This window comes from Lysinibacillus sp. FSL K6-1151 (genome assembly GCF_038630755.1).
Lineage (GTDB): Bacteria > Bacillota > Bacilli > Bacillales_A > Planococcaceae > Lysinibacillus > Lysinibacillus fusiformis_D.
In genome coordinates this window covers 872,501-893,305 of record NZ_CP152040.1, presented here as the reverse complement: position 1 = coordinate 893,305, position 20,805 = coordinate 872,501, and the positions used below count along the sequence as shown (strand labels likewise).

General features: G+C 36.9%; 22 protein-coding genes. 13 read left to right on the top strand and 9 right to left on the bottom strand.

Annotation, left to right across the window (positions count from 1 at the left end; translation table 11 throughout):
* Positions 1 to 4: 4 nt before the first annotated feature.
* The 3 genes from MHI04_RS04105 to MHI04_RS04095 all read left to right on the top strand — a co-directional run bounded on the left by MHI04_RS04105 (position 5) and on the right by MHI04_RS04095 (position 2,746).
* Positions 5 to 1,672 (top strand): ribonuclease J, encoded by a 1,668-nt coding sequence (locus MHI04_RS04105; protein ID WP_036125500.1) that lies wholly within the window; start codon positions 5 to 7, stop codon positions 1,670 to 1,672.
* A 118-nt stretch (positions 1,673 to 1,790) separates the two neighbouring features.
* Positions 1,791 to 1,970, top strand: coding sequence for a hypothetical protein (locus MHI04_RS04100; RefSeq protein ID WP_141904855.1), 180 nt, complete (start codon positions 1,791 to 1,793; stop codon positions 1,968 to 1,970).
* Positions 1,970 to 2,746, top strand: a complete 777-nt coding sequence (locus MHI04_RS04095) for a protein kinase (RefSeq protein WP_342535361.1) — start codon at positions 1,970 to 1,972, stop codon at positions 2,744 to 2,746. Before MHI04_RS04100 ends, MHI04_RS04095 begins: the two co-directional genes overlap by 1 nt.
* Before the next feature lie 48 nt (positions 2,747 to 2,794).
* Here the strand turns inward: MHI04_RS04095 and MHI04_RS04090 are convergent, their stop codons facing one another.
* Positions 2,795 to 3,628 carry a TetR/AcrR family transcriptional regulator gene (locus MHI04_RS04090; protein WP_036125506.1) on the bottom strand — a complete coding sequence of 278 codons (834 nt, stop codon included), beginning with the start codon at positions 3,626 to 3,628 and terminating at the stop codon, positions 2,795 to 2,797.
* A 99-nt stretch (positions 3,629 to 3,727) separates the two neighbouring features.
* Here MHI04_RS04090 and MHI04_RS04085 point away from each other — a divergent pair, with 99 nt between their 5' ends.
* On the top strand, positions 3,728 to 6,817 hold the full coding sequence (locus tag MHI04_RS04085; RefSeq protein WP_058843430.1) for an efflux RND transporter permease subunit: 3,090 nt from the start codon (positions 3,728 to 3,730) through the stop codon (positions 6,815 to 6,817).
* Positions 6,818 to 6,878: 61 nt separating this feature from the next.
* On the opposite strand, the gene MHI04_RS04080 is transcribed toward MHI04_RS04085, so the two are convergent.
* Entirely contained in the window at positions 6,879 to 8,447 is a 1,569-nt protein-coding gene (locus MHI04_RS04080; RefSeq protein ID WP_036125511.1) for a family 10 glycosylhydrolase, read from the bottom strand.
* 592 nt (positions 8,448 to 9,039) lie between these two features.
* Between MHI04_RS04080 and MHI04_RS04075 the strand changes: the two genes are divergently transcribed.
* The 4 genes from MHI04_RS04075 (at position 9,040) to MHI04_RS04060 (ending at position 11,008) form a co-directional block, all read left to right on the top strand.
* Positions 9,040 to 10,263, top strand: coding sequence for an MFS transporter (locus tag MHI04_RS04075; protein WP_036125512.1), 1,224 nt, complete (start codon positions 9,040 to 9,042; stop codon positions 10,261 to 10,263).
* Between the two features lie 75 nt (positions 10,264 to 10,338).
* Positions 10,339 to 10,542 carry a hypothetical protein gene (locus MHI04_RS04070; RefSeq protein WP_036125515.1) on the top strand — a complete coding sequence of 68 codons (204 nt, stop codon included), beginning with the start codon at positions 10,339 to 10,341 and terminating at the stop codon, positions 10,540 to 10,542.
* Between the two features lie 119 nt (positions 10,543 to 10,661).
* The gene (locus tag MHI04_RS04065) at positions 10,662 to 10,886 is read left to right on the top strand and encodes a GNAT family N-acetyltransferase (protein ID WP_330493435.1); all 225 of its coding nucleotides are present in this window, start codon (positions 10,662 to 10,664) and stop codon (positions 10,884 to 10,886) included.
* The gene (locus MHI04_RS04060) at positions 10,886 to 11,008 is read left to right on the top strand and encodes a GNAT family N-acetyltransferase (protein WP_312019010.1); all 123 of its coding nucleotides are present in this window, start codon (positions 10,886 to 10,888) and stop codon (positions 11,006 to 11,008) included. The genes MHI04_RS04065 and MHI04_RS04060 overlap by 1 nt, the downstream gene beginning before the upstream one ends.
* 229 nt (positions 11,009 to 11,237) lie before the next feature.
* Here the strand turns inward: MHI04_RS04060 and MHI04_RS04055 are convergent, their stop codons facing one another.
* The 7 genes from MHI04_RS04055 to MHI04_RS04025 form a co-directional block, all read right to left on the bottom strand.
* Entirely contained in the window at positions 11,238 to 12,218 is a 981-nt protein-coding gene (locus tag MHI04_RS04055; protein WP_058843429.1) for a S66 peptidase family protein, read from the bottom strand.
* A 24-nt stretch (positions 12,219 to 12,242) separates the two neighbouring features.
* A complete protein-coding gene (locus MHI04_RS04050) occupies positions 12,243 to 12,737 on the bottom strand; it encodes a GNAT family N-acetyltransferase (RefSeq protein WP_058843512.1) in 495 nt (164 codons plus the stop codon).
* 162 nt (positions 12,738 to 12,899) lie between these two features.
* Positions 12,900 to 13,403, bottom strand: a complete 504-nt coding sequence (locus MHI04_RS04045; protein WP_340809998.1) for a GNAT family N-acetyltransferase — start codon at positions 13,401 to 13,403, stop codon at positions 12,900 to 12,902.
* A 131-nt stretch (positions 13,404 to 13,534) separates the two neighbouring features.
* Positions 13,535 to 14,014, bottom strand: a complete 480-nt coding sequence (locus MHI04_RS04040) for a hypothetical protein (RefSeq protein ID WP_340809997.1) — start codon at positions 14,012 to 14,014, stop codon at positions 13,535 to 13,537.
* Positions 14,015 to 14,020: 6 nt separating this feature from the next.
* Positions 14,021 to 14,683, bottom strand: coding sequence for a TrkA family potassium uptake protein (locus MHI04_RS04035; protein WP_004224679.1), 663 nt, complete (start codon positions 14,681 to 14,683; stop codon positions 14,021 to 14,023).
* A 141-nt stretch (positions 14,684 to 14,824) separates the two neighbouring features.
* Complete coding sequence (locus MHI04_RS04030; protein ID WP_036125531.1) at positions 14,825 to 15,280, bottom strand: TlpA disulfide reductase family protein; 456 nt, start codon at positions 15,278 to 15,280, stop codon at positions 14,825 to 14,827.
* Between the two features lie 148 nt (positions 15,281 to 15,428).
* Complete coding sequence (locus MHI04_RS04025; protein WP_004224676.1) at positions 15,429 to 15,971, bottom strand: peroxiredoxin; 543 nt, start codon at positions 15,969 to 15,971, stop codon at positions 15,429 to 15,431.
* A gap of 406 nt (positions 15,972 to 16,377) precedes the next feature.
* Here MHI04_RS04025 and MHI04_RS04020 point away from each other — a divergent pair, with 406 nt between their 5' ends.
* The 5 genes from MHI04_RS04020 to MHI04_RS04000 are packed head-to-tail and all read left to right on the top strand — an operon-like array spanning position 16,378 to position 20,707.
* Positions 16,378 to 16,920: an XRE family transcriptional regulator gene (locus tag MHI04_RS04020; protein ID WP_036125534.1), complete on the top strand. Its 543-nt coding sequence runs from the start codon at positions 16,378 to 16,380 to the stop codon at positions 16,918 to 16,920.
* Between the two features lie 17 nt (positions 16,921 to 16,937).
* A complete protein-coding gene (locus MHI04_RS04015) occupies positions 16,938 to 18,044 on the top strand; it encodes an ABC transporter ATP-binding protein (protein ID WP_036125536.1) in 1,107 nt (368 codons plus the stop codon).
* The gene (locus MHI04_RS04010) at positions 18,034 to 18,843 is read left to right on the top strand and encodes an ABC transporter permease (protein ID WP_058843427.1); all 810 of its coding nucleotides are present in this window, start codon (positions 18,034 to 18,036) and stop codon (positions 18,841 to 18,843) included. Before MHI04_RS04015 ends, MHI04_RS04010 begins: the two co-directional genes overlap by 11 nt.
* The gene (locus MHI04_RS04005; RefSeq protein ID WP_036125540.1) at positions 18,840 to 19,637 is read left to right on the top strand and encodes an ABC transporter permease; all 798 of its coding nucleotides are present in this window, start codon (positions 18,840 to 18,842) and stop codon (positions 19,635 to 19,637) included. Before MHI04_RS04010 ends, MHI04_RS04005 begins: the two co-directional genes overlap by 4 nt.
* On the top strand, positions 19,634 to 20,707 hold the full coding sequence (locus MHI04_RS04000; RefSeq protein ID WP_101966414.1) for an ABC transporter substrate-binding protein: 1,074 nt from the start codon (positions 19,634 to 19,636) through the stop codon (positions 20,705 to 20,707). The genes MHI04_RS04005 and MHI04_RS04000 overlap by 4 nt, the downstream gene beginning before the upstream one ends.
* The last annotated feature ends 98 nt before the right edge of the window (positions 20,708 to 20,805 follow it).

Here is a 20,805-nt window from a genome sequence, read left to right as displayed (position 1 = left end):
AAACATGAAGTTTGTTAAAAATGACCAAGCAGCTGTTTTCGCGCTCGGCGGACTGGGCGAAATCGGCAAAAACACTTACGGCGTTCAATTTCAAGATGAAATCATTTTAATTGACGCTGGCATTAAATTTCCAGAAGACGATTTACTCGGCATTGACTATGTTATTCCTGATTATACGTACTTAGTACGTAATGTCGACAAAATTAAAGGACTGTTTATTACACATGGACACGAGGACCATATCGGTGGTATTCCCTACCTTTTACGTCAAGTAAATGTCCCTGTCTATGGTGGTAAGCTTGCACTTGGCTTATTACGTAATAAATTAGAAGAACATGGCTTGCTACGTACAACAAAGCTAATCGAAATTAAAGAAGAGGATGTTATTAAATTTAGAAAAACATCTGTGAGCTTCTTTAGAACAACACACAGTATCCCTGATGCATATGGTGTTGTTGTGAAAACACCACCTGGTAATATCGTTCACACAGGTGACTTTAAATTTGATTTTACACCAGTGGGTGAGCCAGCCAACTTAACGAAGATGGCTGAAATTGGACGTGATGGCGTGCTTTGCTTACTATCAGATAGTACCAACGCTGAAAAGCCTAATTTCACAATGTCAGAGCGTACAGTTGGAAAGAGTATCGATGAGATTTTCCGTAAAGTGGATAGTCGTATTATTTTTGCTACATTTGCGTCAAATATTCACCGATTACAGCAAGCCACAGATGCTGCCATAAAATACGGAAGAAAAATTGCTGTCTTTGGTCGCTCCATGGACAATGCTATTACCATTGGTCGTGAGCTTGGCTATATTACCGCTCCAAAGGATACATTTATCGATGCTCAAAGTATCAACCGACTTCCTGCAAACGAAGTGATGATTTTATGTACAGGCTCTCAAGGTGAACCAATGGCAGCCCTATCACGCATTGCCAATGGTACGCACCGTCAGATTCAAATACAACCTGGCGATACGGTTATCTTTTCTTCTTCACCAGTACCAGGTAATACTGTGAGTGTTAATAAAATTATCAATTTATTGTTCCGCGCAGGTGCAGAAGTCATTCATGGCGCATTAAACAATATCCATACATCTGGTCACGGCTCACAAGAAGAACAAAAACTGATGCTTCGTTTAATGAAGCCTAAATTCTTTATGCCTATCCATGGTGAATTCCGTATGTTAAAAATGCATACACATCTAGCAGAAGATTGCGATGTTCCACTCGACAATACATTTGTGATGGAAAACGGTGATGTGTTGGCATTAAGTGCCAATGAAGCGCATGTTGCCGGTCGTATCCCTTCTGGAGATGTTTATATTGATGGTAATGGTATTGGCGACATCGGCAATATCGTATTACGTGATCGTCGCATCCTTTCTGAAGAAGGTCTGGTCATTGTAGTAGTTAGTGTAGATATGGAAAACCAAAAAATCGTTTCAGGTCCTGACATCATTTCACGTGGCTTTGTCTATATGCGTGAATCAGGTACGATGATTAACGAGGCACAGAAAATGCTAAATCGTCATCTGAATGCAACGATTCAAGGCAAAACACCTCAATGGACAGAATTGAAAAATGAAATAACTGATGTTTTAGGGCCGTATCTATTCGAAAAGACAAAACGTCGACCAATGATTCTACCGATTATTATGGAGGTTTAACCTCTTGTGAAGAAGCTATGTAAAGTTTACATAGCTTCTTTTTTATTTTTGAAATATTGAAACCTCCTTTTTTATTTTTACGTATATAGTTATAACAACATCTAAAGGAGCGTTTTTTATGCTAGATAAAATTCTTCATTCCTTGTTCAATGGTAAATCCAAACGTCGTTATTCTTCATCGAGTAGCCGTCGCAAGTATTCTAAACGACATAATTATTATGGTCATAAGCATTATAAACGTGGCTCTCGTAAAAGCTCACGTAGTCTTTTCAGCTCAATGAGTTTCTTTAGCAGTTAATGTGGTGGAAGCGACTATCCGAAAAAGGCTTCGATCAGGCTGTAGCACATTACATTGGCAAACATCCCAACTTCTCTTTTAAAAAATTGCTTGGCTATGGTGCATATGGTCGTGCATATTTGATTGAGGATTGTTCATCAAAGCTATTTGTCTTAAAATGCTTGCGTCCCAAACACCGTCACCACAAGAAAACCATCCAAAAATTTAAACAAGAAATACACATACTCCAACAAGTTTCACTGCCCTATGTTCCTACCATCCATTCAACAGGAACGATTCAAGAAAGTCCATTTTTTATTATGGACTATGTCAATGGGCAAACTTTTGAACAACTGATTTTTGAGGATGGTGCCAAGTTTACAGTTGTTCAATCACTTGCCATTACAAAGCAACTTTTAGAACAAATTATTGAATTACACAATCATGGTATTGTTCATCGCGATTTACGTATTCCTAATATATTGCTAGTCCATCAACAATTGCATATTATTGACTTTGGTCTCGCTACCACTTATCAGAAGCACATCGACCTCTCTGCTATTGAAAATCCTAAACGAGCAGAAAATCATATTAGCGATTTATATTTTGTCGGTCATTTTTTATTATTTTTACTGTACTCAAACTACAAGCCAAGCAAACGAAAAGAGCAAGCCTGGCAGCAAGAATTGAAATTACCGATTGAAGTCAAAGATTTTCTTGAACGGCTATTATGGATTCAAGTCCCTTTTAATAGTGCGTTAGAGGCTTGGCAATCTGTCCCCTCACTCACCCACTAAAAAATAGAATTGTTCACCTACATAACGTGAACAATTCTATCCAGTAGTTTAAATATTAAAGTATTTTGCGCTTACATAAGCAATCCAATGATAGGCTGTGTCTTGACGTAGATTTTCTATTAGCCCTTTAATGATGGCTTTACTGTAAGTAGGATTTTCTATTTCTTGTCTCAATAGCATAAGGGATTCTTTTACAATAGGATCCTCAGTAGGATCAATATTTTGCTCCAATAATTGTAGTAAAGCATCTTTTGAAACATCTTGTTCACAAGGTTTTGCAATAAATGGCACAAGATCTGCTGTAATAAAAGGAATGGTTGTATGGTGTGCAATAATATCTGTCTTCTCTGCTAAAGATTTTGCCAATTGCTCTAAATCTAGTGGCATATCTGAAAAAATAAAAAGCTCAGCATAACTCTTCATAAATCCTTTTATACAATACATCACATCATATTTCGTTTCTTGTAATTTATCCTGATAAAGTTGTTCAAGCATATAGATGATTGATTTCGACATTTCTGCTTCATACGCTGTTATTTTATGAAATAGCTCTTTTTTTGTTAGAAAGACCTTTTCGTTAAAGAACACACGAGCAGATGTAGAATGTGCTTTGAATGCTTGAAAGATGCTTTTATAAAATTCAACCAATACGGTTTCTTTACTATAGGTTCCTCTGACTACTTGGTCAATATCTGTAATGAACTGCTGTAAATAGTAATCCACCATTGAAATAACGAGCTCATCTTTTGTTTTGAAGGATAAATAAAATGCACCTTTAGAAATTCCACAGCGTTCTGTAATTTGTTGAACTGACGTAGCTTCAAAACCCTGTTCAGAAAATAGCTCTATCGCTTTCTCCATAATTAATTGCTTTTTTAACATATTTTTAAATCTCTCCTAATGCATTTCGTTGACAAATGACCGATTAGTCATTAGTATAAATAATTGAATTTAGATAGTCAATAAAGGGTAGGTGTGAAGGTGAAAGGTTTAGTTAATTTCGTATTAAAAAACAAATTGGCAGTTTGGTTACTAACAATTATCATCACTGTCTCTGGTATTTATTCCGGTACAAGAATGAAAATGGAATCAATACCCGATATTTCAATCCCATATTTAATTGTCATGGGAGTATATCCTGGCGCAACGCCTGAACAAGTAATGAATGAGCTTTCCATTCCATTTGAAAAATCCATAGAAAGCTTAGAAGATGTGAAAGCTGTTTACTCAACATCCTCTTCCAACGTAGCACAAGTTCAAGTAGAATACGACTACGGAATTGATATGGATGAGAAGAAACGTCAATTAGAAGCAGCTTTAGATAATCTTAAACTACCTGAAGGTGCTCAAGAGCCTACTATTATGGCGATTAGCATGAACATGATGCCAGTAGTTGCTTTATCTGTAAGTAGCTCTAAGGAAGATATTGTAGACTTAACTTCTACAGTAGAAGACGTGTTACTTCCGAAAATCGAAAAAATTGATGGTGTTGCCTCTGCGACCATCACAGGTCAGCACATTGAACAAGTATCATTTAAATATGATGAAGAAAAAATGGCTGCACTTGGTTTAACGGAGGATACAGTTAAACAAATGATTCAGGCAAGTGATATGTCACTGTCACTTGGTTTATATCAGTTTACTGTTGGCGAACAGGCTGTTTCAGTAGATGGTAAAGTACAATCTGTTGATGAGCTAAAAGATTTATTAATTCCAGTTACACCTTCAGCTACAAATCCTTCACCTTTCGTTCGTCTAGGTGATATTGCAAAAATTGAAGTAGAAGGTAAAGTACAATCTGTTTCACGTACAAATGGGCAAGATGCCATCGCCATTCAAATCGTGAAAGGTCAGGATGCGAATACGGTAACAGTTGTTAATGCAGTAAAAGACCTTATTAAAGATGAAGAAAAACGATTAGACGGCTTAAATGTAGATATTTCCCTTGACCAAGGAGCCCCAATTGAAGATTCTGTATTTACAATGATCGAAAAAGCAGTATTTGGTGGCGCTATTGCAGTCTTAATCATTTTACTATTCCTACGCGATTTCAAATCAACTATTATTTCAATTATTTCTATCCCAGTTTCTGTCTTCATGGCATTACTGCTATTAAACTGGATGGATATCACACTCAACATTATGACACTTGGAGCGATTACCGTCGCAATTGGGCGTGTGATCGATGACTCGATCGTAGTTGTTGAAAATATTTATCGACGCATTCACTTAAAACAAGAAAAACTTACGGGTCGTGCCCTTATTCGTGAAGCAACGATTGAAATGTTTAAACCAATTCTTTCGTCTACATTAGTAACGGTAGCGGTATTTGCCCCACTAATTTTCGTAGGTGGTATGGTAGGCGAATTATTCATGCCATTCGCCCTAACAATGACATTTGCACTAGGTGCATCATTATTAGTAGCTATCACCATCGTACCTGCATTATCTCACTTCTTATTCCGTAAAAAATTATACGGTGAGAAAACAGAAAGCCAACATAAAGAAGTTGGGAAACTTGCTACTTGGTACAGAGGTATTTTAGAAAAAACATTAAATCACAAAATTATTACTTCTATCATTGCGATTGCCCTACTTGCTGGTTCTCTTGCATTAACACCACTTATTGGCTTTAGTTTCATGGGATCACAAGAAGAAAAAGTAATGTACTTAACGTATACTCCTTCAACTGGAGAGCTAGCTGATGAAACGGCAGCGAATGTTGAAAAAGTAGAAAAAGAATTAATGAAGCGTAAAGACGTTAATATTTTACAAGTTTCCATAACGGATGCAAATAATGTTGATCCATCAGCAATGATGATGGGTGGAGGCGCTGGTGGTGCCTTAATGTACCTTATCTTTGATCCAGATATGGAAGACTTCCCTAAAGCTCGTGAAGAAGTAGAAGACTATGTATTCAATATCGGTCAATCAGGAGAATGGAAGTCTCAAAACTTCTCTTCTATGTCTATGTCTTCAAACGAAGTCAGCTACACATTATATAGTGATGACTTAGATAAACTTCGAGATGCTGTGAAACAAGTAGAAGGTGTCCTAAAAGAAGTGGATGGCTTAGAAGATATTAAATCTGATAACGAAGATCCATACGTAGAGCATGTACTAAAAGTAGAACAAAAAAATGTCCTACAATATGGTTTAACAACAGCTCAAATCGTGATGGCATTAAATTCGAATACAACAAAAGAAGTATTAACTACCGTTAAAAATGATGGTAAAGATATTGATGTGATCGTTCAACGTGATGCTAAAGCAGCTGCTACTTCCTTAGATGATGTCTTAGCTACTGAAATTAAAACGGCTTTAGGCACAACCATGACAATCGGTGAATTAGTTGATGTCGAGGAAGGTACGACACTTAACTCGTTATCTCGTTCAAAAGGTGAATACTTTGCAACTGTATCTGGTACGATTATCGGAGACGATATTTCAAAAGCCACATCTGCTGCTGATAAGAAAATTGATAAATTAGATTTACCAAAAGGTGTTACAACTGGGGTTGCGGGTGTTGCTGCCGATATGCAAGAAACATTCACTAAGCTTGGTATTGCTATGTTAGCAGCAATTGCCATTGTTTACTTCATCTTAGTAGTAACATTTGGAGAAGGTTTAGCTCCATTCGCTATTCTATTCTCCCTACCATTCGCCGTAATTGGAGCATTTATTGGTTTATTCGTTACAGGTCAAACTATTTCTGTATCTGTAATGATGGGTCTGTTGATGTTGATTGGTATCGTCGTAACCAATGCCATCGTATTAGTCGACCGTATCATTCATATGGAACATGATGGTCTTGCCATGCGTGAAGCGATCCTCGAAGCAGGGGCAACACGTTTACGTCCAATCCTAATGACAGCCATTGCCACAATCGGGGCAATGATTCCAATGGCACTTGGTTCTGGTGGCAGTGGTTTAATTTCGAAAGACTTAGCTATTACTGTAATTGGTGGTTTACTATCTTCAACACTATTAACATTAGTTGTTGTACCAATTGTCTATGAAATGCTGTCTAAAATGTTAAAGAAAAACCGTAAAGATATTGAAGAAAATTAATAAAAAACAGCTACTCATGCAGTTATATTGCATGAGTAGCTGTTTTTTTATCATAAGCTATTTACTGATTATCTTTCACCACAAAAACTTCCTTGCTTTCCACACCTGCAGCAGATACAGCCGTAATGCCGTATGTGTAGCTTTGCTTAGCAAGAGCTGTCTTGTCCACAAATTCAGTGATGCCATCCATATTATAAACAACATCCACTATATTTTGAGGATCATTATAAGAACCCTCTTTGTTCCCTGCAAAACGATAAATGACATACTTACGTGGTTGTGTTTCATTTTCGTCTATAATGTCAATTTTGCGACCAGTCGCTCCCTTTGTCACTTGTACAAAAGTCGGCTTATTCGGCCTAGTGTCATCATCCCAAGTTGTACCTGGTGTCAGTGCTGTATAATTATATAGTTGTTGATTAACAATCGTTGCATAGCCCAGTTTATTGTTTTGAATACTTTTTAAGGAGAAGTGCATTTGCCCTTTGGCTGCTACCTTTTCCGAACGATTCGCTAGTATTTGACTTGGTAATTCCATTTTGTTTTTCCATGCTGCATCACTGTCATTGCCAACCTTGTAATCAGCAAGTCCAATGTATAGATGAACAGGGTGTGTTTTTGCATATGTTTGTACCTCATGGCTCCACCAATCTAGCAATGTCCCATATTTCGCAACAGCTAATGTTCTTGACCAATAAATTTGTGGTGTAATGTAATCAATCGTGCCATTTTGAATCCATGTTCTGACGTCTGCATATAAATCATCGTAATTATTGACACCAGCTCGCGTATCGCTTCCTGTTTTGTCCAGTGATTTATTGCGCCATACGCCAAATGGAGAAATACCAAATTGAACATATGGTTTTGTATCTTTAATGGCTGTGTATAGATTTTCTACAAGTTGGTTGACATTATCTCGTCGCCAATCTTCCACCTTTTTAAAGGAACCACCATATTTTTTAAAAGCTGCTTGATCTGGAAAGACTTCATTTGCAATTTTATATGGATAAAAATAATCATCCATATGGACTGCATCAATATCGTAATTGGCTACTAGCTCTCTTACTGTTTCCACTAAATAGTCTTGTACTTCTGGTAAACCAGGATTTAAATAATATTGTTTGCCATATTTGACAACCCAGTTTGGATGGGTTCTTGCCACATTATCGGCAGCAAGGTCTGTTAGTTTTTGTCCAGACATTGTTACACGATAAGGATTCATCCAGGCATGCAGCTCCATCCCTCGTTTATGTGCTTCCTCTACCATAATTGCAAGAGGATCGTAACCAGGATTTGTACCTTGCTTTTTCCCTGTTATGTAGGATGACCATGGCGCTAGCTCAGACGCATACATTGCATCATTTGTTGGCCTTACTTGATAAATAACTGTATTCAATTTGCTGGCTTTTAATTGATCCAATGTTTGGCGTGTCCAAGCTGTATACTGCTCCTTAGTCATACCCGCTTTCATATCAATATTAAGAACCGTTGAAATCCAGACAGCCCGCATTTCCCTTTTCGGCTGTGTCGTGCTTGCCATCGCTGTCTTTTCAGGAATTGTCGATAGGCATAACACAAAAATCATCGCGACAAAAGTGATAAGTTTCCATTTACTATTATTCTTTCTCATATTTCCTCCATTTGCTATTTTTCTATTTTAGTATATGATAGGTTCTCGCTAAATGCACGTCTCCAAAGATACTTCACTGGATGAATGAAATAATGCGGTCATAAGTATTTCCGTCTATTTAAGAAGAAGCAGCTTAAAATCTATAAATTAATAGCACTATTAAATGATACTTTTTGTTGTCATTCATTTTATCAAATACTTTAGTTGATTCTAAAATCTGTATAATCAAAACAAAAAAACAGCCAAGAGAGCGGTGAAATGCTTTTCTCGGCAATTTGTTATTTTACTATCATTTCCCTTGTTATTAGCTCTGGTCCTAAAATGTTAAGGTGTTTGATTCGTTCTTTACGCGCAGATAAACTTTATGCTACAATCAACACAACTTATATAGAACGGAGGGTATTCCTAATGACAGCTTCAATCAGACTACGATTTCACATTATTAACTAAATATGTGTACACTTTGCCTGCTGTGCAAGGGAAATGGGATTAGTCTAGTCTGTTTTAGGAATACAGGAAGAGAGGGGACTGCAACACCCCCTCTTTTTTGTTGTCTTTCAACTTTCCACACAGGCACTACTGTTAGAAAGGGATGACGAATTTGGATCATTGGAAACGCAATACGATACTTTTTTTAAGCAGTCAAACCATTTCACTTTTTGGCTCTGCTCTAGTGCAATATGCCATTACATGGTATATCACACTTACAACGCAATCAGGCATCATGATGACCATTGCGATTATTTGCGGTTTTGTACCGACCTTCTTCTTAGCACCAATTGCTGGTGTTTGGGCAGATCGCTACAATCGTAAATGGCTTATTATTTTGGCAGATGGCATGATTGCCTTATCCACGTTAATTTTAGCTATTTTATTTTTAACTGGCTATGATGAGCTCTGGCTATTATTTGTTATATCAGCGGTACGTGCAGTTGGTGCAGGTATTCAAACACCTGCTGTAGGCGCTATTTTACCTCAATTTGTGCCTGAAGAGCATTTAATGAAGGTTAATGGGATAAACAGCAGTATTCAAGCTTTTATCATGATTCTTGCACCCATGGCAAGTGGGGCATTATTAACGATGGCTTCAATCGAATCCATTTTCTTTATTGATGTGACGACAGCTGCTATTGCCATCACCATCTTCTTATTATTTCTGCATATTCCTGCACATGCCAAAGCGAATCAGCCACAGACAACAAGCTATTTTAGTGATATGAAACAAGGCTTCATCTACATTAAAGAGCATGCTTTCTTAAAACAATTATTCTTGTTCTTTGCCTTTTTCATGTTGCTCGCTGCACCTGCTGCCTTTTTAACACCTTTGCAAGTTACACGTAGCTTTGGCGATGATGTATGGCGTTTGACTGCTATCGAAATGGCCTTTGCCATTGGTATGTTAATCGGTGGTATCGCCATCGCGACATGGGGTGGCTTTAAAAATAAAGTGCATACCATGACATTATCTGCTTTATTATTTGGTCTTTGTACAATGGCTCTTGGAATTATTCCTGTTTTTTGGCTGTATCTCGTGATAATGGCTGTTACAGGAATAGCTATGCCAATCTTTAATACACCCGCAACGGTGTTATTACAAGAAAAAGTAGAAAGTGATTATATGGGGCGAGTATTTGGTATTCTTAGCATGATTTCTACCTCTATGATGCCTTTAGGTATGCTTATTTTTGGTCCAATAGCTGATATAATTGCCATCGAATGGCTACTAATAGGGACAGGAATATTACTTTTCATTCAAGGATTTTTCTTACTTGGAAGTAAAGTCTTGTTAGCTGCTGGTAAGCCAACAAACGATTAGTCCACATATCACCTAAAACTAATATGTTTAAACTCTAGTAAAAAAGTGAAAGCTTATAGTAAGAGGTGATAATGAATGACTGAAAAAAAACAAGCGAAAACTCGTTATACAAACAACCCTGATGTACTGGATACAGATAAAAAAAGCATTTTCGATCAACACGAGGATATGAAAACAGTCGATCCAATACCTGTTGAAGAACTGAATGAAAAAGTGAAAGACGAACAACATAAATCCAACACAAAGGATTCCTCAGCTACTGCTAAACGTTATCCATAAAGTGAAGCTAGTAGGATTTTTCACCAGACAGCTCTTAAGGATATTAAGATAAAAAGTCGACCCAATGTATTAAGAAATTGGGTCGACTTTTTCATATAGTAATTTAAAGAGGGAAATAAATGAAACATGCAATACCTATTTTGAAAACGGAAAGGCTACTTTTAAGACCTATTGCTCCACTAGATTTAGAGGCGATGTATGATTACACTTCTCGCGAAAATGTGGCACGCTATGTGACGTGGCAGGCCCATACAAGTTTAGAGGATACTAAAGCTTTTTTAAAACGAATATTAAATGGCTATCAGCAAGGTAATCTCCTACTTTTGGGCATCGAAGTACACTAATTGGTACAATCGATTTTGTTACGATTAGCAACACACATCAATATGCAGAAATTGGTTATGTACTTTCGGAGGATTATTGGAATAAAGGATTCACTACAGAAGCAACAAAAAAAACTGATTGACTTTGGCTTTAAGGAAATAAATTTAGTACGTATTCAAGCGCGATGTTTTGAAGAAAATATAGCCTCTTAAAAGGTTATGGAGAAATCAGGCATGCAATTTGAAGGAATTTTACGCAAAAGTATGTTTGTTAAAGGAAAATACCAAAATGTGAAAATGTACGTCATCACTGATGATGATTATAGAAATCTTTAGCAAACAAAGCCTTGCTCCATATGCAAGACTTTATCATTACAACCATTTTTCTACACAATATATCTTTTTAGCTGTTGCATCTAGCTTTACTCGTTTCCCTATCGCTATTGGATGCATAGGATGTGTATGGCAAATATCCACCTCTGCTAATAGAGGTATCTCTATTCCATCCAACTGTTCAAGTAGAATATCATAGGGTTGTCTGCCCGTTCCTAAATCATCATAGCATTCATGTTTGCCCAAAATAATGCCCCTTACTTTATTAAAGACACCATGCAATTTCAGCATAGCAAAATTCTTTTCAACAATAGCAGCATTTTTTAAGCAGTCCTCCACTAATAAAATGTCACCTTCCAAAATTTCAGGGAAATAAGGCGTGCCAATAAAACCATACATTGCATTTACATTGCCGCCAATTAACCTACCTTCTACAACCCCTTCCTGAATCGTTAACCATTCATTTTTCTTGAGCTTTTTATCAACCGTCTTCTCGAGCCAGTTAACTGGTTCATCTGACCAGTAAGAGGGCATTGGCATTTCATAAGGTAGTGCTTGCGGTTTAAAGAAATAATCCTCAAAAAACTTGAAGGTGTCATTTACTAATGGTTCAAACTCGCCAAAAGAAGGGACAAACGCTGGACCATAAAAAGTTGCTATACCTGTCTTTGCATAAAGAGCAAGTAAAATGGCTGTTGCATCCGAATAACCTACGACTATTTTGGGCTGTTGACGAAACGCCTCATAATCAATGTAGGGTAGCATACTATTGGCATTTGTCCCTCCGATTGTAGACATAATGATATCCACATCTGGATTGCGTAGTAATTCATTTAATTCTTCCGCACGTTCCTTTGGTGAACCAGAGCGATAATAATCTGATTTGCCAGTAAGAGAACCTGTTACGATTTGAAAGTTTTTCTCTTCTAGAAACAATTTGGCACGTTCATAACGTTTCAACGCCGTCACCGTTGCTGGTGAGGATGGTGAATAAATGCCGATATTGATCTGTGTCGTCATACGTACATTCCTCTCCCTATCAAATTATAATAGCTTTGACATATAATATTCATTGATATATTGACCATCTACATATAAGGAATTTCGCTTTATTCCCTCTATGTCAAATCCCATTTTCTTATATAAAGCAATTCCAGCCTCATTATTTTCCATAACGGTTAACTCTAAACGATGGATACCATTAACTTTTGCCCAATCCTCTACATGATTAAATAATGCCGTCCCTATTTTCCTTCCTCGATAGTCACTATGTATGCCTATTACAAGATAAGCACGGTGAGCAATTCTAGATGGTTCATTGCCCTGTAAAATTAAATAAGCAACAATCTTTTGTTCCATTTCCGCCACGAATAAAGCTGAATGGTGGCTATGATATAGCTTTTCAATATAGCTTCCAAATTGCTCGGGCTCTAATTTTCGCTCACCTGGGCCAAATAGCATAAGATTGGATGCCTCTGCATTTGTCATAACAGCTATAATCTGTGTACTATCCTTGCGTGTTGCTTCTCGTATTAGCATGTAAAGTTCCTCTCTCTTTAAATTATAGTAATCTGCATTATTCGTTCTTAATGATGGCATGCTGAGTAAAACATATTTTGATTCGTTCATTTGATGCATAATATAGTTAGCGATAAATGAAGGGATTTGCCGCGAAAATCCACCTGCTGATCGTGCAATAATTTATTTTGACCCTTTATGATTTTTCCTTATTTCGTACAGGGCTTGTTCATGACCAAACCTTTCTAACACCTGTACTTTGTGCATACCTAACTTTTCGAGTAAGTGACAAGATGCCTTATTAGCAGTTTGTGTTTCTGCCACAATCGATGATATATCTAAATAATTCAGGCCCTCCTCCATCACCTCTGTAAGGACTTCAAAAGCTAGCCCCTTTCCCCAATACTGTGGTAAAAATTGATAGGAAAGCTCATATAACTCTTTATCATGGTATTCATCGATAGAAACAAGTCCAATAAATTCACCTGTCGTCTTTAATGATATATATAAATATGTATTAGGAAATGGTGCTGCTAGCATACCTTTAAAGGATGCCTCTATATAGCTGTCCTGTGGCACACCTCCAAGATAGGTTCTAACTTGTCCATTGGAGTAAAGCATATGTATAGCTTTGTAATGTTCTGGTTGTAATGGCTCTATCACACAGTTACTTGTTATAAACTGCATTTTTCTACCTCCTTCTTTATGCAAAGTGTAATTCAACCATCAGACAGAAATCAAACATTTTTTCCAAATATTACTTTCCACTTTTATAAAAAAAGTAGTGACCAGCCCTTATTGCTGAATCACTACTTGCGTTATTGTCCGAATTGTTCGAGTAACCGTTGTGTATTGCTTGATTGTTCGAGGGCTTTTTTCTCATTGGCCCAATAAACCAAATATTGTGTATCGCCAACGGTGAAGACCATTTGTTGCAATTCTTCATCAAGCTCAGAATGAATGGCTACCTTTAAAATTTCCACCTCATAAAGAGGCTTTTCTTTCATTTTATAAACAATATGATAAGCTGGCTCTTCTTCAAAAATTGTTCTTTCCTTTTTAGAAAGATCTCTTACATGACTTAATGGATGTTTCTCTATAAAGTCTTTTGCTTCATCTCCTGTAGCTTGCAATAAAGATTGGTCCCCTTGCAATAATTCAATTGCATCGATTTCTGTGGCATGATCTAAAATTAAGGAGATTGCCTCATCTTCATTTTTTTCTCGATATTGCATGATAAAAGCACCAATTAGTAAAACAGCGGCAAAAATAACAAGTCTCCATCTTCGTTTAGTCATTTGCCATTACCCATTCAATGCCTTTTTAACAAAGCGATTTATATCAACGTCAGCACCTATCACAAGCATAATATCTCCTAGTAAAATCTTATCACTTGCTTGTGGAGACACGATAATATCAGCTCCACGCTTGATTCCTACAATGTTAATGCCATATTTTGCTCGAATATCTAAATCCATAATGGAGTATCCTGCAATCGCGTCATTTGCCTTTAACTCCATAATTGAATGTTCATCCGAAAGCTCTAAATAATCTAGCACTGTATTAGATAACATATTATTAGCAATACGAATCCCCATATCTCGCTCAGGATGGACGACAAAATCTGCACCAATTTTACGTAAAACTTTTTCATGATAGTCATTTTGAGCCTTTACTGTAATTTGCTCAACACCAATTTCCTTTAAAATAATCGTTGTTAATATACTCGCCTGAATATCTTCACCAATTGCTACAATAACATGCTCAAAATTACGGATACCTAATGAATTCAGTACCGATTCATCAGTTGAATCTGCAATGACAGCCTGGGTAGCAATGGAGGCAAATTCATCTACACGCTCTGAAGAATGGTCAATTGCCATCACCTGTGCACCCTGACTCATTAATTCACGAACAATACTTCCTCCAAAACGTCCAAGCCCTATGACCGCAAACTCTTTTTTCATCATAAAAAATCCCTCCGAAAACTACTATACCATCATTGTAGCTTATTCTTTATCATATGTATTGTTAAAACAAGAGTCTATTCGTCAATGTTGGATAACAAAAAAGACGAGGATCTTGATCCCCGTCTAAACTTCTTTTTATTATTCAGCGTTACGCATCTCATCTAGCACGCGATTGACACGCTTTTCTAGCATTTTCATGCCACTTCCTCCAGCTTGCATATGACGCAGCTGACCATCTTTATCAAACACAAAATATGCTGGTACATATTGGTTTTCAAAAGCATCTGTTAGTTTCATTTCACTATCTACAAAGATTGGTTGCACAATATCATGTTCTGCTGCTACTGCTTTGATTGTATCTAAATCAGTGTCTGCCTCAGAACGCGGCATATGTACTGCTACAACATTTAATTCATCTTTAAATTGATCACGGAAATTGTTGACGTCCGGCATTGCTTCTTTACATAAATGACAGCTTACTGACCAAAAGTGGATTAATGTTGGTTTCTCGCCTACTAATTCAGCTTTTGTTACTTCCCCATTTAACCAAGTCGTTGCACCTACTAGCTCAGGCATTTGTTCACGAAGTTTCATAAAAATCCTCCTCTAATATATAGGTTGTTTTCAACTAGTTCGATAACAATTGAAAACCCTTCTCAAAAACAAAAATTCAGTTAAAAGTCCCCACAAACTTGTCGTGGGGACTCTTAATTTGTTCCATAATGACTCGACTCTATTTAGATTATAGAGTTGCTTGACCTGGACGCCAGTTTGCTGGGCAAAGACCACCAGTTTGAAGTGCTTGAAGTACACGTAACGTTTCATCAACATCACGGCCGATGTTGTTATCGAATACTGTTTGGTATTTTAATTCGCCTTCTGGGTTGATGATGAATAGACCACGTAATGCGATACCTTCTTCTTCAATTAAAACACCATATTCTTTCGAAACTTGGTGGTTTGTATCTGCAGCTAATGGGTATTTTAATTCACCAAGACCATTTTGAGTGCGGTCTGTGTTAATCCATGCTAAGTGAGTGTGGATTGTGTCTGTAGAAACACCGATTACTTCTGCATCTAAGTCTTCGAACTCGTCATAACGATCACTCATCGCAGTGATTTCAGTTGGACATACAAATGTGAAATCCATTGGATAGAAGAAAAGAACTGTCCATTTGTCTTGTGCTTTAATATCTTCTAATGATACTTTACCAAATGATTTGTCTGAAAGTACTGCTTCCATTGTAAAGTCAGGTGCTTGTTTACCTACCATGCGTTCTGCCATAATAAATCCCTCCGAATAAATATGTAGTTTATATATTCCATTCGCACAAGCGAACTCATCTTCTACGATAGCAGAGTAATCGCAGTTTTTCAAACAAGTAAACTCCGCTCGTTTGTACGTTTGAAGTGGCATGACAAGAAATCGTCAAATCCACAAATGAAATGACTGCTACAGCCTATTTATTCACTATTTTTAACAAAAATATTCTACCCTATACAAAATTTTTCTCCATTTTCTTTATGCCTGTTTTTTTAACATTTTATAGCTATTTTTTTCACGAAAAATGATTGCAAAAAAAAAATTATTATGTATAATTGTAATGGTTTTAGTAAACTAAAAGTTTCGTTAAAGTAAACTTCGTATTTCAAAAGTTTATGATTGCTAAACTTCTTCTAGGAGGGAAAAGATGCAAATAGGAGCAAAAATTAAAGCGCTTCGTTTAAAAAAAGGTCTTACCCAAGAGGAACTTGGAGAACGTACAGATTTAAGTAAAGGTTATATCTCCCAATTAGAACGTGATTTAAACTCACCTTCTATTGAAACATTATTTTCTATTTTGGAAGTGTTAGGTTCAACACCTAAAGATTTTTTTGATGATGACTCACCTGAACAAAAGGTTGTCTATACAGAAGAAGACCAATCTATCTATACAGATGAAGAAAAAAATTATGAAATTCAATGGCTAATCCCTACATCTAACGAAAAAGAGATGGAACCCATTTTCTTAACCTTTGCTGCTGATGGCGAATTCAAGCAATTTGAGCCGTCGCTCTCAGAAACATTTATTTATGTTGTCAAAGGACGTATTCGTCTTGTTTTAGGGAATGAACAGTATATCGCAAGTGAGGGCAATGCTCTTTATTTTGACGCGACAGATCATCATCAAATTTTTAATGCACATGCAGATGAAACTAAAATTTTACTCGTTGCAACAGATTCTTATTTATAGCTTAAGGAGGCGCATCAATGACAACGAATTCCATTATCCGCTTTGAAAATGTTTCAAAGTCTTATAGTGACGGTACCGTCGTCTTAAAGAATATCAACTTGGAGCTTGAAAAAGGTAAATTTTATACACTTCTTGGTCCATCTGGTTGTGGAAAAACAACCATTTTACGAATTATTGCTGGTTTCACAGAACCAACGACTGGAGATATATTTTTCCATGATAAAAAAATTAATGCAGTACCTGCAAATGAACGTCAGGTCAATACTGTTTTTCAAGATTATGCGCTATTTCCTCATTTAAATGTTTTCGAAAATGTCGCATTTGGACTACGCATTAAAAAGCTGCCTGAAAATGAAATAAAGGAACGTGTGGCTGAGGCATTAAAATTTGTCAATTTGGCAGGCTACAGCAACCGCGAAATCTCTGAAATGTCTGGTGGGCAGCGTCAGCGTGTGGCGATTGCGCGTGCCATTGTTAATGACCCCGAAGTCATTTTACTGGATGAGCCACTTTCCGCATTAGACTTAAAGCTACGTACTGAAATGCAGTATGAATTGCGTGAATTACAGCAACGTCTTGGCAAAACCTTTGTCTTTGTTACACATGATCAAGAAGAAGCACTTGCTATGAGTGATGAGATTTTTGTTTTAAGTGAAGGACAAATTCAACAATCAGGTACGCCAGTGGATATTTATGATGAACCGATTAACCGCTTCGTGGCTGACTTTATTGGTGAATCTAATATTGTACCAGGTGTGATGATTGAAGATTTCAAAGTTGAATTTGCTGGCAAAATTTTTGAATGTGTCGACCAAGGGATGAAACCAAATGAAAAAATTGATATTGTTATTCGACCAGAAGATTTAGAAATGACAACTATCGATAAAGGGAAACTTGTGGTGAAAGTGGATACACAATTATTCCGAGGCGTACATTATGAATTATCGACGTACGATAAGGATGGCAATGAATGGCTAGTCCATTCATTGAAAAAAGCAGAAGTAGGGACAGAAATTGGCTTAGGCTTTGATCCTGAGGCTATTCACGTAATGCGCTTAAATGAAACTGAGGAAGAGTTCGATAAACGATTAGAATCGTATGGAGACGATGAAGATGCAAACTAAGACATCGAAATCAGCGTTATTTCCATATGTGTTATGGATTGCCTTTTTCGTTATCGCGCCGATTGCCCTCGTTGTTTATTATTCCCTACTTGATTTACATGGCAATTTCACGCTCGATAACTATAAAGCGTTCTTTACTTCTGTTTACTTAAAGATGACATTGAGCTCGTTTTGGTATGCCTTTTTAATTACATTCTTTACTTTATTAATTTCATACCCAACTGCTTATTTCTTAACGAAGACAAAGCATAAACAGCTTTGGCTTCTGCTCATCATTATTCCTTCTTGGATTAATCTATTGTTAAAAACATATGCCTTTATCGGCATTTTTGGATTGTATGGACCAATTAATGCATTTATTGAAGTATTTGGCTTCGATCCTAAGCAAATGCTCTTTACGGATATTAGCTTTGTCTTTGTATCGGTCTATATTTTTATTCCGTTTATGATTTTACCGATCTTCAACTCCTTAGATCGATTAAACCCAACACTTATTTATGCAGCACGCGATTTAGGTGCCTCTGCTTTTACAACTTTTCGCCGTGTCGTTTTACCATTAACAATGGATGGCGTTAAATCTGGAATTCAAGTTGTCTTTATTCCAGCGCTATCCCTGTTTATGATTACACGCTTAATTGCCGGAAATCGCGTCATCACCCTTGGTACAGCGATTGAACAGCAATTTCTTGTAACACAAAATTGGGGGATGGGTTCTACTATTGCTGTGTTCTTAATTTTATTCATGGTAATTATTATGCTCATTACGGGACAAAAAGATAAAGGAGGTCGCGTACGATGAACAAACTATCTGCATCAGCTAAAGTCTATTTAACGATTGTTTTTATCGTTCTGTATGCTCCCATCTTCTATTTAATCTTTTACTCGTTCAATAGTGGCGGCTCCATGAATCACTTTGAATCCTTTACTTTAGAGCATTATAAAGCTGTTTTTGAAGATTCACGTCTTCTTGTTATATTAATTAATACTGTAATCGTGGCATTACTTTCTGCTTTGATTTCTACTATTATTGGCACACTAGGTGCAATCGGTATTGTGACTGTCAAGGATTCAAAAATGCGCAATACTTTACTATCCTTAAACAATGTCTTAATCGTCAGCCCAGACGTTATTATTGGTGCTAGCTTCTTAATTTTATTTACAATGGTTGGCATTAAGCTTGGCTTTGCGTCTGTCTTGTTAGCCCATGTCGCATTTAGTGTACCGATTGTTGTTCTAATGGTTTTACCTAAACTACTAGAAATGAATAAATCCTTAATCGATGCAGCATTAGATCTAGGGGCTACGAAAAAGGATATTATGATGCGTGTCATTCTTCCTTATATTCAACCAGGGATTTTTGCGGGCTTCTTCCTTGCCCTTACGTATTCTTTAGATGATTTTGCCGTGACATTTTTCGTAACGGGTAATGGCTTCAGCACATTATCTGTAGAAATCTACTCCATGGCCCGTGCAGGTATTTCTTTAACGGTTAATGCTATTTCTGGTTTGGTATTCTTTGTTACGGTGTTAGTCGTTGTTGGTTATTATTTCATTACAAGTCGTACGAGTAAAAGAATGGAGGGACAACGATGAAGTCATTAATTCAAGCTACCATCGCCATCCTTGTTGTTTCAGCCCTTTTATTCTATGCGGCTGACGCCTTAAGTGTAGGCGGCGGTAAAAGTGGAAAAGACACGTTAACAATCTTTAACTGGGGAGAATATATTGATCCTGACTTGTTGAAACAATTTGAAAAAGAAACAGGCATTCATGTCATCTACGAGACATTTGATTCCAATGAAGCGATGATGACCAAAATTCAACAAGGTGGAACAGCATATGATATTGCCGTTCCATCTGAATATATGATAGAAAAAATGAAGGAAGAAAATTTATTGATTCCTTTAGATAAAACAAAAATCCCTAATTTTAAAAATATCGATCCTTACTTTTTAGATTTACCATTCGATGATGACAATAAATATTCGGTCCCTTATTTCTGGGGAACAGTAGGCATTGTCTACAATCCAAGCCTTGTGGGAGATTTAGATTTCTCTTCTTGGGACGATTTATGGGATCCATCCTTAAAACGAAAAGTCTTTTTAGTGGATGGTGCTCGTGAAGTCATTGGAATGGGCTTAAACAGTCTCGGATATTCCTTGAATTCACTAGATAATCAGGAACTACGTAAGGCTACTGATAAATTAATCACACTTGCACCAAATGTAAAAGCCATCATTGGAGATGAAATTACACCATTAATGATCAACAATGAGGCCACTGTAGCCCTTACTTGGTCTGGGCAAGCAGCAGATATGATGTATGAAAATGAGGAGCTAGACTTTGCTGTACCTGAGGAAGGCTCGAATTTATGGTTCGATAATATGGTCATCCCTAAAACATCGAAAAATATCGACGGTGCCCATGCCTTTATCAATTTCATGCTAAGTGCTGAATCGGGTGCACAAAATGCCGATTATGTAGGCTACTCTACGCCTAATATAGCTGCTATGGACTTAATGGATGAAGAAGTTGTTTCTGATGAACGCTACTATCCTTCTGAAGAACAACGCGATACATTAGAAGTTTACAAAAATTTAGGACCAGACTATTTAGGGAAATATAATGAATTGTTTTTAGAATTTAAAATGAGTATTCGTTAAAGCATATAAAGGTCTATCGATGAATTTTTATTTTGTCAATAGACCTTTTTCTATTATCTTCCTGCTTCTGGCAGCACCTCACCTATTGTCTGTTTATT